The organism is Neobacillus drentensis (genome assembly GCF_021560175.1).
Taxonomy (GTDB): domain Bacteria; phylum Bacillota; class Bacilli; order Bacillales; family Cytobacillaceae; genus Neobacillus; species Neobacillus drentensis_A.
Map to the genome: position 1 here is coordinate 693,373 of NZ_CP091110.1, position 13,608 is coordinate 706,980.

Annotated in this window: 12 protein-coding genes; 11 read left to right on the forward strand and 1 reads right to left on the reverse strand. The window is 41.1% G+C overall.

Annotated elements, in window-relative coordinates:
* The first annotated feature begins 173 nt into the window (after nt 1-173).
* The 8 genes from L1999_RS03345 (at nt 174) to L1999_RS03380 (ending at nt 8,055) form a co-directional block, all read left to right on the forward strand.
* Complete coding sequence (locus tag L1999_RS03345; RefSeq protein ID WP_235742214.1) at nt 174-1,358, forward strand: acyl-CoA dehydrogenase family protein; 1,185 nt, start codon at nt 174-176, stop codon at nt 1,356-1,358.
* Nucleotides 1,359-1,406: 48 nt separating this feature from the next.
* Nucleotides 1,407-1,886 (forward strand): flavin reductase family protein, encoded by a 480-nt coding sequence (locus L1999_RS03350; protein WP_235742215.1) that lies wholly within the window; start codon nt 1,407-1,409, stop codon nt 1,884-1,886.
* Nucleotides 1,887-1,907: 21 nt separating this feature from the next.
* Nucleotides 1,908-2,723 carry an FAD synthetase family protein gene (locus L1999_RS03355; protein ID WP_235742216.1) on the forward strand — a complete coding sequence of 272 codons (816 nt, stop codon included), beginning with the start codon at nt 1,908-1,910 and terminating at the stop codon, nt 2,721-2,723.
* Between the two features lie 30 nt (nt 2,724-2,753).
* Nucleotides 2,754-3,737 carry a DODA-type extradiol aromatic ring-opening family dioxygenase gene (locus tag L1999_RS03360; protein WP_235742217.1) on the forward strand — a complete coding sequence of 328 codons (984 nt, stop codon included), beginning with the start codon at nt 2,754-2,756 and terminating at the stop codon, nt 3,735-3,737.
* A gap of 79 nt (nt 3,738-3,816) precedes the next feature.
* Nucleotides 3,817-4,707, forward strand: a complete 891-nt coding sequence (locus L1999_RS03365) for an alpha/beta fold hydrolase (protein ID WP_235742218.1) — start codon at nt 3,817-3,819, stop codon at nt 4,705-4,707.
* A 100-nt stretch (nt 4,708-4,807) separates the two neighbouring features.
* The gene (locus tag L1999_RS03370) at nt 4,808-5,599 is read left to right on the forward strand and encodes a 2-keto-4-pentenoate hydratase (protein ID WP_235742219.1); all 792 of its coding nucleotides are present in this window, start codon (nt 4,808-4,810) and stop codon (nt 5,597-5,599) included.
* An 82-nt stretch (nt 5,600-5,681) separates the two neighbouring features.
* Nucleotides 5,682-6,983 (forward strand): MFS transporter, encoded by a 1,302-nt coding sequence (locus L1999_RS03375; protein WP_235742220.1) that lies wholly within the window; start codon nt 5,682-5,684, stop codon nt 6,981-6,983.
* Nucleotides 6,984-7,068: 85 nt separating this feature from the next.
* Nucleotides 7,069-8,055 (forward strand): fumarylacetoacetate hydrolase family protein, encoded by a 987-nt coding sequence (locus L1999_RS03380; RefSeq protein WP_235742221.1) that lies wholly within the window; start codon nt 7,069-7,071, stop codon nt 8,053-8,055.
* Nucleotides 8,056-8,384: 329 nt separating this feature from the next.
* Here L1999_RS03380 and L1999_RS03385 read toward each other — a convergent pair whose 3' ends face one another.
* On the reverse strand, nt 8,385-10,643 hold the full coding sequence (locus L1999_RS03385; RefSeq protein WP_235742222.1) for a beta-glucosidase: 2,259 nt from the start codon (nt 10,641-10,643) through the stop codon (nt 8,385-8,387).
* 422 nt (nt 10,644-11,065) lie between these two features.
* Between L1999_RS03385 and L1999_RS03390 the strand changes: the two genes are divergently transcribed.
* The 3 genes from L1999_RS03390 to L1999_RS03400 all read left to right on the forward strand — a co-directional run bounded on the left by L1999_RS03390 (nt 11,066) and on the right by L1999_RS03400 (nt 13,559).
* Entirely contained in the window at nt 11,066-11,722 is a 657-nt protein-coding gene (locus L1999_RS03390; RefSeq protein ID WP_235742223.1) for a YesL family protein, read from the forward strand.
* A 67-nt stretch (nt 11,723-11,789) separates the two neighbouring features.
* Entirely contained in the window at nt 11,790-12,695 is a 906-nt protein-coding gene (locus L1999_RS03395) for a carbohydrate ABC transporter permease (RefSeq protein ID WP_430540022.1), read from the forward strand.
* 30 nt (nt 12,696-12,725) lie between these two features.
* On the forward strand, nt 12,726-13,559 hold the full coding sequence (locus L1999_RS03400) for a carbohydrate ABC transporter permease (RefSeq protein WP_235742225.1): 834 nt from the start codon (nt 12,726-12,728) through the stop codon (nt 13,557-13,559).
* The last annotated feature ends 49 nt before the right edge of the window (nt 13,560-13,608 follow it).

Genomic DNA, 13,608 nt, shown 5'->3' on the forward strand with positions numbered 1-13,608 from the left:
ATGAACATTCTCTGCCCTAGATGGAATATTTCGAATTGTATTAAACTTTATTTACAAGTTACAAACAGTGGTTACTTTGATGAACCGCAAATGTAAGCGATGCCAAAGATTATTTATGCAACGGACATGGTCCATAACCTATTAGTTTTAATAAACAAGAAGGGGTGTAGAAAATGACAAATCAAGTATTAAACGAAACACCTGTCACTGTTGAAGATTTACTAGAAGGCGCAGAACGAATCGGTAAATTAGCTGAGCAGGAGACGGCTGAGGCAGAAAAAAATGCCACCATTTCGCAAAACGTGGTGGATCTCATTAAAGAAACTCAAATTTCACGAATGATGCTTCCAAAGAAATATGGCGGTCCGCAGGCAGATTTGAAAACGTTTGCTAAGGTCGTTCGCAAGGTAGCTAATTATAATATTTCAGCAGCATGGCTGACCTATCTCTATCCGCTTCACAACATGCTCCCGGCTTTTCTTCCTGAAAAAGGTGCAGATGAAATCATCAATCAGGGCGGATTGATTGCCGATATCTTTGCTGCGTTAGGCAAAGCAGAACAGGATGGCGATGGTTACCGCATTAGTGGAAAATGGAGCTTTGTCAGTGGCATCAACTATAGTGAATGGGTTGGTGTCGGGGTCATGATTCAATTCCCTAACAGTGAGAAACCTGTATATTGCCTGCCAATGTTGAAAACTTCTGAAGTAGAAATCGTTCGTAATTGGGACACATTCGGGTTAAGAGGATCAGGAAGCAATCAGATTATTGCTAATGATGTATATGTGCCAATGGAACGTATTCTACGGTTAGATCAAGCGGAACTAACAAGAAGACCGCCTTTAGATGAATATGATACGAATTATCCTTTCTATCATGTCCCATTCTTTCCTTCTTTCTATATTGGATTTCCATACATGGCCCTTGGCGGAGCAGAGCGGATGCTGAAAGAATTTAAAGCACTCACGGAAAAACGAGTACGCTTAATGGATGGGGTAAGGGAAAGTGAGTCACCAAGAAGCCAGCGGGTATTAGCCGAAATGACGACTGATTTCCAAATCGCCGAAGCATTAATGGATAAGTATATTGATTTGCTAGTGGACTATGAAAAGAATGATTGTCAAACACCGCCTTCTGAATTTTTTGCTCTTCGCACCAAAGCGATTAAGCTTTGTGTGGATATTGCCGTTAGATCGCTGTTGACGCTGGGCGGTGGTGCGTTGTATAAAGGCGGACCAATGGAATTGTTCTTAAGGGATATCATGGCAGTTGCTACACATAAAACGTCTTTATATGAAGATGCTGTTGCTGCATACGGGCAAGACTTATTTGGTTTTGAAAGCGGCGTCAGAGGATAAATTGAAAAAATCTTGATAGAGAAATTTTACTAAGGGAGGATTTTTATAATGGACGATCGTCAATTTCGCACAGCAATGGGCAGGTTTGCAACTGGGGTGACTGTTATTGCAACAGAGGTAGAGGGAAACATTCATGGAATGACTGCAAATGCGTTTATGTCGGTATCACTCGACCCAAAGCTGGTCGTCATATCTATCGGCGAAAAAGCAAAAATCTTAAACAAAATCAAAGAAAGCAAGATTTTTACAGTTAATATCTTAGCAGCTGAACAGAAAGAGCTTTCGATGATTTTCGCAGGCCAATTGAAAGAACATCAAGAAGTGGAGTTCGCACGTCTTGATGGGAAACCAGTATTGCCTGGCTCTGTGGTACAGGTTGCCTGCGAAGTATCTGCTGAGCATGTGGAAGGTGACCACACCTTGTTTATTGGCAGGGTAACCGATATTCATCTTGAAGACAAAGAGCCATTGCTATTCTACAGCGGCAAGTACCGTTCATTAGTGGAAGAACAGCCCGTTATGCTTTAAAAAACTTGAGAGGAGACCAGTATGAAAACCATTCATATAAACCAGCGTAATTTGGCATATTGGCAGAAAAAGAAGAGTCCGATTGTAATGGCACTTGGTTGTTTCGATGGTCTCCATCATGGACATTGTGCTGTTATCAGCACTGCATATCAAAAGGCAAAGGAAAGACAAGTGCCGTTAGCTGTCATGAGTTTTTTTCCTCATCCGAAGACCGTGGTATCAAAAGGAAAAGTTCAGGTGCATTATTTAATGCCGCTTGCGGAAAAAGAGGCAAAGCTTAGGGATATGGGCGTCGATACCTTCTTTATTGTTGAATTTAATCAAGAGATGGCCAGTTTATCGCCAGAGCAGTTTGTATCGGAATACCTGAATGGTCTTGGTGTAGTTCATGCAGTTGCTGGATTTGATTTTTCCTATGGTTCCCGCGGTGCCGGCAATCTGGAGCGTTTGAAGCAAGACTCAGGCGGCCGGATTGATGTAACAAAAGTAGCTAAAGTAGAAATAAGGGGCGAGAAAATCAGTTCTACTGGTATCCGTGAACGGCTGTTAAACGGAAAGGTGGCTGAACTGCCTGAGTTTCTCGGCCAATACTATGAAACGCTCTGCGAATGGAACGGAGAGGCATTGACACCCTATCCTTATTACACACTTCCGGGCCCCGGAAGCTACGAGGTCAGATTGAAAAATAACAATGGTTCCGTTCATCGGGACATCACAATCATGAACGATGGAACCACGATGAAGTGTGAGGATGAAATTCCTTTATTTTTAAAAGGAAAACTTTCGATTGTCTGGCAAAAGGAAATCGTTGATTCTAGGAAATTACGTATATCTTAAAAACGATTAAATAAGAAAGGTGTGAATTGAATGGCTAAAATTATTGCAGGTGTGGCAATGTCACATAGTCCGATGATCATGACAAATGAAGCCAGTGGCGGCGAAAAAGGGCAGCGGTTCCTTCAAACAGTGGCTGAAATGAGGAAATATCTCGAAGAGTCAGGCGCGGATGTCATTGTATTAGTGTCTGATGACCATTTTAACAGCTATTTTTATGACCATATGCCTTCCTTTACAATTGGAACAGGCGAATGTGAAGGCTGGGGAGATTGGCAGCTGCCAAAATACAACATTCCCGTACAACAAGAATTAGCAAAACATATTCTTCACACCAGTCTGGAAAATAATATTGATTTTGCTTTTACGCTAAAAATGAAGGTTGACCACGGTCACACACAAGGAATTTACTTTTTAAACCCGGATCTCCAAATTCCTGTGGTTCCGATTGCTGTTAATACCTCGGCACCGCCATTGCCATCGATGGACCGCTGTTTCCAAATCGGTGAAGTGATCCGTAAATCGATTGAATCTTGGGATCAAGATTTGAAGGTGGCAATTGTTGCTTCAGGTGGACTATCTCACTGGGTGCCAATTCCAAAGATTGAGAGTGAAAAACCGGAAGATCAATTCTTAATTAATGTTTTAAAAAATGGACGTCAGGAAATCGATCAGCTCGATGAATATCTAAAATTACGGGAAACGAATGTAACCCGAATTAAATCAGGTCCTGTTAACGAGCAGATTGACCGGGAATTTTTACGCCTGGTCACCGAAAAAGATTATACAACATTAAGAAACTGGAGTGCCGCTTATATTGAGGAGCATTTAGGCAACGGAGGTCAGGAAATTCGTAACTGGCTTGTCCTTCTTGGTGCCCTGAAGAACTTTGATGCAAGTGTTGCCTGCTATGAACCAATACCAGAATGGGTAACAGGTATGGCCATCGTTCAGTTTAGTCAGCCGGTTGGCCCAGAAAATCGCAAAGCATCATCTGAACAAGAAGTGAGCATTTAATTTTTATGTTGAGAGTAAGAAGTTCAATGGGGGATCAACCTCCATTTCTAAGGATGATTTATTAAAAGGGGGATTTTAAATGACAATTTGGACAGACTTAGCTGATTTGGAATATAAACTTTATTATTTAGATGCAAATGGTATTAAAACACGAGTACTGGAATCCGGAACGGGGGAGCCATTAATTTTGCTTCATGGTACCGGAGGTCATATTGAGGCGTATGCACGGAATATCCGAGGTTTGAGCGAGCATTTCCGCGTGATTTGCATCGATATGGTCGGACACGGCTACACAGCAAAGCCAGATCGTCAATATGGTATTGATTATTATAGCGAGCATTTATTAGGCGTGATTCAAGCATTAGGTTTAACAAACGTGTATCTTTCAGGGGAGTCGTTAGGCGGCTGGGTGGCTGCATGGTTTGCGGCTGAGCATCCGGAATATGTGAAGGCGATGGTGCTGAATACGCCTGGTAACGTTAATAATAAACCTGAAGTCATGCAGCGTTTGAAGGATTCTACGTTAAAAGCGGTTCTTGAAGCAAACTATGAAAATGTTAAAACAAGACTTGAGTGGTTAATGTACGATAAAAGCTTGGTAACAGATGAATTGATTGAATCCCGCTACAAAATTTATACTCAAGCCTCTTATCAAGAAGCGGTTCATCATATCGTCTGCTTGCAGGATATTGAAGTACGAAAGCTGTACAGCTGGGATCCGTCATGGTGTGGAAAAATCAATGTTCCAACATTGCTTGCTTGGACAGACCATGATCCAACTTCTACCGTTGAGGAAGCAAAGCCTATTCAGGATATGATTCCAAATAGCGAGCTGGTTGTAATTAAAGATGCAGGACACTGGCCGCAATGGGAAAAGCCGGAGGAGTTTAACACTATTTTAATTGACTTCCTATTGAAAAATGGGAAAGAAACAGCTAAACAAGAGAATCCTGCATTAGCATCTAAATAATAGAAACAGCCGTTGAGAGCGCAAATTGAATTGATTCATAGCTTACATATTTTTGAATCTATCAATTAGCGCTCTATTTTTTATAAAAGGAGTTATTACTATGAGTAACCAGGTCATTCATCGAGTTCAGCATGTATACGAATTGCTGCAACAGGCAGAAGTCTCGAAAGAATCCATTACACCACTAACTAAACAATATCCAGATTTGACCATTGATGAAGCTTATCAGGTCCAGCTCCGAATGATTGATCAAAAAGTGCAAAAGGGACAGAAAATTGTCGGGAAAAAGATTGGGTTAACCTCTGTTGCGATGCAGCAGCTGTTAGGTGTTGATCAGCCGGATTACGGGCATCTGTTAGACTCAATGGAAGCAAGTAATATGGGAACCATCCATTTAGATGAACTTTTTCAGCCAAAGGTAGAAGGTGAGATTGCGTTTGTGCTCAACAAGGATTTGACTGGACCAGATGTCACGGTTGAGGATGTGCTTGATGCAACTGAGTACATCTCACCCGCATTGGAAATCGTCGACAGCCGGATTACCGATTGGAACATAACCTTAGCAGATACAGTAGCTGATAATGCGTCAAGCGGTATGTTTGTCATTGGGGATGAACGGTATTCGGTAACAGATATTGATTTGCCATCGATTGAAATGAATTTGTTTAAAAATGGAGAACGGATAAATACCGGCTATGGTTATGATGTGTTAGGCCATCCTGCCAAATGTGTTGCCTGGCTGGCTAATAAATTATCCGAATACAATGTTGCTTTGAAGGCGGGAGAAGTTATTTTATCAGGTGCATTATCAGCAGCAATCGCCGCCGAAAAAGGGGATCGGTTTACGGCTGGATTTTCACATATTGGTAAAGTTGAAGTTATGTTTAAGTAAGGAAACAAGGACCTATCCATTGGGGAGTGGACAGGTCCTCATCTAATCATTAAATATGGGAGAAATTTGAGGAGGTCCTTATATGGAGCAAAAGAAACGTACGGTATCAAAAAAAGCATGGGTTATCATTTTCTTATTATTTTTATTGACTGTTATTAGTAATGCAGATAAGGCCATTATCGGGTTTGCTTCGGTGCCGATTATGAAAGAATTAGGATTAACTCCACAGCAATGGGGTGTTGTCGGAAGTGTTTTCTTCTTGCTTTATTCGCTTTCAGCTATTTTAGGGGGAAGCTTGGCGGATAAAATTGGCGCAAAAAAAGTTATTGCGATTATGGTTGCCGTTTGGTCGATCGTTCAATTTTCAACGATTTTTGTCAGCAGTTTTACTTATTTGTTAGTAACCCGAATTATCTTAGGGGCTGGCGAAGGACCTTCTTACTCCTTAGCAATGACTGCTGCCTCAAAGTACCTTCCAAAGGAAAAGTTGGGGATTGGATTAACACTCGTTTCAATTGGAGGACCGCTCGGTGTCGCTGTTTCAGCACCTGTTTTAATGCATCTTATCATGAATTTTGGCTGGCGTTCAGCGTTTATCACAACAGGGGCAGTTGGGTTTCTTTGGATTATAGCATGGTTATGGACAGCTAAAGAGAAAACGGTTACACAAGGAGGGCCTGCCCCGGTCAAAAATACATCAATTGAAGCCACTGTTGGAACAGAAACAAGATTCACCTCGGTTTTGTTTTCGAAAAATTTCATCTTCGTTGCTTTATGCGGTTTTGCCACTTATTGGTCGTTTACGATTGGATTGAACTGGCTGCCAAACTATCTGGAAAATGTCCGCAAACTGAGTGAAGAAACCTTAAGCATAGTCGTAGCATTGCCTTGGATTATGATTACTCTGTCACAGATTACCTTTTCATTCATTTCAGATCGGATTTATCATAAGACAAAGAGCGTGGTGAAGGGACGGATTTTTGTCCTGGGACCTGTCATGGCAGCAGGAGCCATCTGTTATTTCTTAGGAGCTATTGTCAGCTCGAATATTTTATCGATTGCTTTATTATCACTGGGGTTAACATTTGGATGCATCACCTTAGTGATGGGACCAGCTATTTTAGTTGATTTGGTTTCCCCTCGACATCAAGGGAAGATTCAAGGCTGGTTTATGGCTTTAACTTCATTGGGCGGTATTGCCGGTCCATATGTAACGGGGTGGTTGATTGGAAACTCAGCCAGCCAGGAGACAGGCTTCCAACACGCATTCCAATTATGCGGACTGATTCTACTTGTATTTGGCGGTTTGGTGTGGTTAACAGTTCGTCCGGAAAAATTTGAAGATTCTGCAATATTAAATGCGAAATCATCTAATGTCATGTAAAATAAAGTAAACAGGGTGAAAAGTGAGCAGCCCCAGGGCTGTTCACTTTTGGTCTTAATCTATTAAAAAGTGAGGGGTTTTGCTGATGGGTATGCAGGTGGTTCGTTTCAATCAGAATGGGAAAGAGCAGTGGGGCGTTGTAACAGAGGAAAGGATTCTCGTGTTACCAAATGCTTATCAGAGTTTAGCTGAATTCTTAGAACAGGGAATTGAAGAGGCACGAAAAGTAAAAGAAACAGGTACTGATGAGACCGTTTCATTGGCGGATGTGGAGCTCTTAAGCCCTGTCACCAAGCCGGCAAGAATTATCTGTCAGGGGACAAACTATGCCACTCACCGTTCAGAGGCAGGACTTGATGCCAAGAGAGCACCCTTTAATTTGTTTTTTAGCAAAGCGGACAGTGCGTTGTGCGGGGCGGACAGTGAAATTGTCCGTCCTGAACATGTAAAATTATTAGATTATGAGATTGAACTGGGATTGATTGTTGGCGGAAATATTACCGGACCCGTCGAAGTGACAGATGATAATCTCCATCAATATATTGCAGGTATTGTGATTGTGGATGATGTTTCCGCCCGTGATGTTCAGTTTACGGAAGGCCAGTGGTTAAAAGGAAAAAGCTATCGTACATTTGCTCCCACCGGTCCTTTCCTCTATTTGCTAGATCCAGAAGAAGTGCCACAGATCCATAACCTGGAGTTAAACCTATGGGTGAACGATGAACTGCGCCAATCAGCCAACTCCTGCCAGTTGTTGTATAAACCTGCTGAAACTTTGACCGAGCTCTCTGAAATCATGGATCTATCAAAAGGTGATTTGATTCTAACCGGGACAACCGGCGGCGTTGCCCTAAATATCACACCAGAGGTCAACAATCGTCTAGCTGACTCCACTCTAACTGCGCAGCAAAGAGCGGATATTATTATAGAAAGCCAGCAAAAGAATAACGAACGATACCTCAAAGAAGGCGATATCATCCGCTGCCAGATCAAAAGCCCAGATGGAGCCATTGATTTAGGCCAGCAGAGAAATAAAGTTGTCGCAGCAAGCAAGGAGCCTGTGGGGCTATAAAGAAGCAGAGGGACGGTTCTCTTGCTTCCTTTTGTGGAGGAAGAGAATATCTATTTATCGTTGGTTAACAAATTAGTGGATTTAAAATGGGTAACTAGAGGCGATCAATTCAAGGTGAGATTATCTTGAATTGATCGCCTCTTATACTTTTTGAATTTAAGGAGGAAGCTCAGTCAACTGGAATCTATTTAATCTAAATTTTTTTCTAGCTCATCCACTCAAAACAAGACATTCCATTATGGTTTGAGTTATAACTTAATGAATTAAAAATAGGACGAAGAAGACTCTCCGTCCTATTTTTATTACTCTTTCATTAATAAAGGTGAATCTTATTTACTATGCCCCGCTGGAGTCCGCACGTTGATGGAATCGATCAAAGTAATGTTGTCGGAAGAGTTGCCAACGTACACCTTGTACTCACCATCTAAAGTTTTCCAATTATCAGCATTGGAATCCCAAATGGACAACGGATGGTTGCTTGCTGCTGGATCAATCGTAATAGTCACACGTTTCTTTTCACCTGGTTTCAGCCAGACTTTTTCAAATCCAACTAGCCGTTTAGGCGGTTCGTTCGCCGCTTTAGGCAGACCTAGGTAGACTTGCGGCACTTCCGCCCCGGCTGTTTTTCCGGTATTTTCGACAAAGAAGGATACCTGAACTTTATTAGATCCATCCGTCGTCTTCGGAGTGACAACTAGTTTAGAAATGTCGAAGTTCGTATAAGACAAACCATGACCAAATGCGAAAAGAGGTTTGATTTTTTTGGCATCGTACCATCGGTATCCCATCTCAAGTCCTTCAGAATAGTACACTTGAGGGATCTCTTTGCCGGTACCGTCGAGTAGACCTTTATTAACCCCAGGATAGCGTTCTTCCGTGCTGGTTGGTGTGTCCGCTTTTGAAACCGGATAGGTCACAGGAAGCTTTCCAGATGGATTAGCGAGCCCAAATAACAAGTTAGCGACAACATTGCCGTCCTCCTGGCCTGGATTCCATGCTTCTAGGATAGCTGGGACATTGTTAACCCATGGCATAAGCACAGGATCACCATCTTTAAGCACTACAGCTGTTTTCTTGTTTGCTGCAGTAACAGCAGAAATCATCTCATCCTGGCTTTCAGGCAGCGACAAACTTGGGCGGTCACGGCCCTCGCTGGTTACAACCCCAGCCATCAAGATAACAACGTCTGCATCCTTCGCGGCGGCTACCGCTTCGTTGAGATTACTATTGTCAGCAGCCACTGTTACCTTGGTAATCGCGGCGTTAGAACCTAGTTTTTCTAAAGTATTCTGAAGTCCCTGCTGTGGTGAAACAGTGTAAAGCGGACTTACCCGCGAACTGCCTCCTCCACCTGCAACGGCTGCGTCAACAAAGGTCGACTTACCGATTAAGGCAATAGAATCAACAGATGGGTTAAGAGGAAGCAGGTTACCCTCATTCTTAAGCAATACAGCAGTCTGTTCGGCAATATCACGCGCTTTCGAACCATTCGTTTCTGCGTCTATAGTGCCTCGTACAATTGGACGATCAAAGATTCCATATTTGAACATTTGGACATACCGGCGGCTGAGAGCTTGATCAACAGTATTCATTGTTAAGCTGCCATCCGCAAGTGCTGCCTTAATGTTGTCATTTGTGAAGAATTTTGCACTCTGCATTTCTAAATCCAATCCAGCGTTAAGCGCTGGTGCAGTCGAATGGGTGGCACCAAAGTCAGATTGAACGTAGCCTTTGAATCCCCAATGATTGCGCAATACGGTATTCAACAGATACTCGTTCTCACAGGCATAGGTTCCGCCTACCCGGTTGTAGGAACACATAATGGAACCTACTTTACCATCTTTAACCGACATCTCAAATGGAAGAAGGTAAAGCTCATGAAGTACATTTTCGTCAATGTTAACGTTCACAGACATGCGGTTTTGTTCTTGATCATTAAGTGCGTAATGTTTTGACATGGCGATAATATCATTATCTTGGATACCCTGAATTTCTTTAGAGGATAATACTCCAGCGAGATAAGGGTCTTCACCCATGTATTCGAAATTGCGGCCGTTCTCGCCCAAGCGAGCAAGATTCATACCTGGTGCTTCGAGTTCGTGCAGCCCAAGTGTGCGGGCCTCACCACCCATTAGGTCACCGAAAGCGTAGGCAAGACTTGGGTCAAAACTGGCTGCAAGTCCAATCGCCACAGGTAATGCAGTTGCCTTATCCTGCGGACTGCAGTCTCCACCGCCTAGTCCTACAGGTCCATTGGTAATCCTAAAAGTTGGAATCGCAAGTTCAGGGATTCCAGGAATGTGCCTGCCAGGGCTTCCACATTCCACTAACTCCGGAATTACTCCGCGCATTCCGGCCAGCTGTTTGACTTTCTGGTCTAGCGTCATGGCATCAATCAGCAGTTCAGTACGTTTTTCAGGCGAAAGCGACGTATCCATCCATGGCAGCTGGGATGAAACAGATGCTTGTTCAGCGTTCGCCTGTGTTGGCTGTGCAGAAAATGCACCGCCCGCAATAGCTGCCAAAGCGACACTCGATACCAGTGTAGACCAAACAAATTTCTTGAGTTTTTTCCCTACATTAAACACTTTCCAACCCCCCATAAAATGTATTTAAGTGCTAGCTTTCTACTCACATTCCACCTCCGCCTTTTTTTATTTGAGAACGCTGTCACAATGATGTCAGTCCCATTATAAGGAAACACCTCAAGATTACATTTGTGGTATTTTTATGATTGTTTGTATTTTTTTTATTTGACAATTTAAAATATTAAAAATGATCATTTGGTAATAGGAGAGATTACTTATTTAAAATTTCTCAAGGGAAGGTTTATCTCATAATGTAAGGTAATTAAACTCTGGCTACTAATACCGTTTAAACTATTTTGAATTTTAAAAAATGTCAAAATATTTTCAAATGTGTCAAAAAAATCTATATAAATACTTTTATAATTTTCTTACAATTATTAATATAGTTACTGAACAAAATAAAAACCAATAGGAGAGGAAAGATGGAATCTACTAGACTGATTAATAATATAAATGTTGCTTGTGACTGGGTTGTTAAATTACTATATCTTAATCTCCTATGGATCCTTTTTACTATGGCAGGACTAATAATAGCTGGGATCTTTCCGGCAACAGCAGCCATGTACACAGTCATAAAAGGTTATCAAGCGAGTGAAAATGTAAGTGCTTTCAAGTTATTCAAGAAGGTATATAAGGAGGAATTTAGCAGGGCAAACCAGTTGGGGATTGTGCTAGTAATCATACCGGTTATATTTTATACTGATTGGCTATTTACCAGCTATTTATCCGGAACCATGGAAATGGTGGCCAAAGGAATACTCCTTGGCAGTGCTTGCTTATATGGAATTACGTTACTATATGTGTTTCCAGTTTACCTGTTGAACAGAAATGTCTTTACTTCGATAAAAATGGCATTCCTAATCGGAATCACTTATCCGTTAAATACATTTATGATGCTTATATCGATAGCTTCTTTATTATTTTTATTTGTTTTCCTTCCAATGGCAGGTTATCTCTTTTTATCAAGTGGTTTAGCATGTATTGTAACATTTTTTTCGTTAAGAGTATTTCAAAAAGTAGAGGTTCAAGCAGGAGACAAACAAAAGCAGCGTAAGTCTGAATGGGTGATGAATAGCTAAACAATTAAGTGGGGTGAGAGATTTGAGTGTCGAAGCAAAAACAGTACTAGAAAATGTTGAGCATCCGGTGAAAGCCAAGAAAAAAGGTAAAAGTGCCATTCAAATGCGAGAGAGTTGGACAGGGGTTTTATTTGTTTCCCCCATGCTAATTGGAGTCAGTATCCTAACGTTGCTGCCAATTTTAGCCACATTTATGTTAAGTTTTGCAGATTGGAATTTTATTGTGGGCTTTAAATCGATCAAGTGGGTTGGATTGGACAATTTTAAAGCACTCTTTGAGAATGATGTGTTTCTTAAGTCTGTGATGAACAATTTACTTTTTCTTCTGACCGTTCCACTAACAATGATGTTCGCATTGATCATTGCCATCGTCATTGATAAACACGTGTATGCAAAAAGTTATTTTAAAGTTGCCTTTTTCATGCCTTATATTTCAAGTATCGTGGCCATTGCTGTAGTTTGGCAGGTTCTATTTAATCCAACAGAGGGGCCAATCAATCAAGTTTTACTTTCACTTGGCATTAAAAATCCACCGACTTGGATCGCGGATCCTGATTTCGCACTTTTCTCTGTAATGATCATTCAAATTTGGGCATCCATTGGGTTTAGCATGATCATTTATTTAGCTGGATTACAATCGATTCCAAAAGAGTTATATGAAGCAGCCGATATGGATGGGGCAAGGGCATGGGATAAATTTAAACATATTATGCTGCCAGCCTTATCTCCGACAACATTTTTCCTATTAATTACCGGAATTATTGGTACTTTTAAAGTATTTGATTTAATTGCTGTGTTAACCAAAGGTGGTCCGATTAATTCTACTACTATGCTTGTGTGGCATTTATACGAGAGTGCGTTTGTTAATTTAAAAATTGGGTATGCCTCAGCGATTGCGGTTGTCCTATTCGTCTTCGTACTCATCATAACCTTAGTGCAGTGGGTAGGACAGAAAAAATGGGTGAATTATTAAGAAATGATAACTGAACGAGGAGGGATATCCATGAAGAAAAAAATAAATATCAGAAAGATCATTATTACGATTACTTCCTTTATCGTAAGTATAGCCTTTTTGCTGCCATTTTTTTGGATGCTGTCGACTTCATTTAAGATTGAAGCAGATGTATTTAAATTTCCAATTGAATGGATTCCCAAAAGGTGGCACGGTATCGAAAACTATCAAGAAGTTTGGTTAGGAAAATACCCTTTTGCCTTATATTATTGGAATTCTATTAAAATTACCGTGATTACAACACTTATTTCCGTAACCGTTTCCGCAATGGCTGCTTATGGGTTTTCAAAAGTGAACTTTCCAGCGGGGAAATTTCTTTTCATTATAGTGTTGACAACCTTTATGGTACCGCAACAATCCATCTTAGTACCCCAGTTTATTTTATATCGTTATTTGGGCCTTTTCGATAGTCATTTAGGATTAATCCTTTTGGGAAGCTTTAGCGTTTTAGGAACGTTTATGTTAAGACAATTTTTCATAGGAATTCATTCGGATTATATCGATGCAGCTAAAATTGACGGGGCCGGTCATCTTCGGATTTTTTGGTCAATCGCCTTGCCTATCGTCCGCCCAGCCATCGCCACATATGCAATTTTACGTTTCATATGGACATGGAATGATTATCAGAATCCATTAATTTTCTTACGGACTGATGGATTATACACTATACAGTTAGCTATGCAAAAGTTTACTTCATTAAATGGAGAATTTTATTCATTAATCATGGCTGCTGCCGTATCATCAATCCTTCCTCTTATTATTGTCTTTATTATCGGTCAGAAGCAGGTAATTGAAGGTATCGCACTTGGCGGTGTTAAAGGTTAATTCGGTTTCACAGTTTCAAAATATAAATAAAAACTAGTAGGGGGTAAGA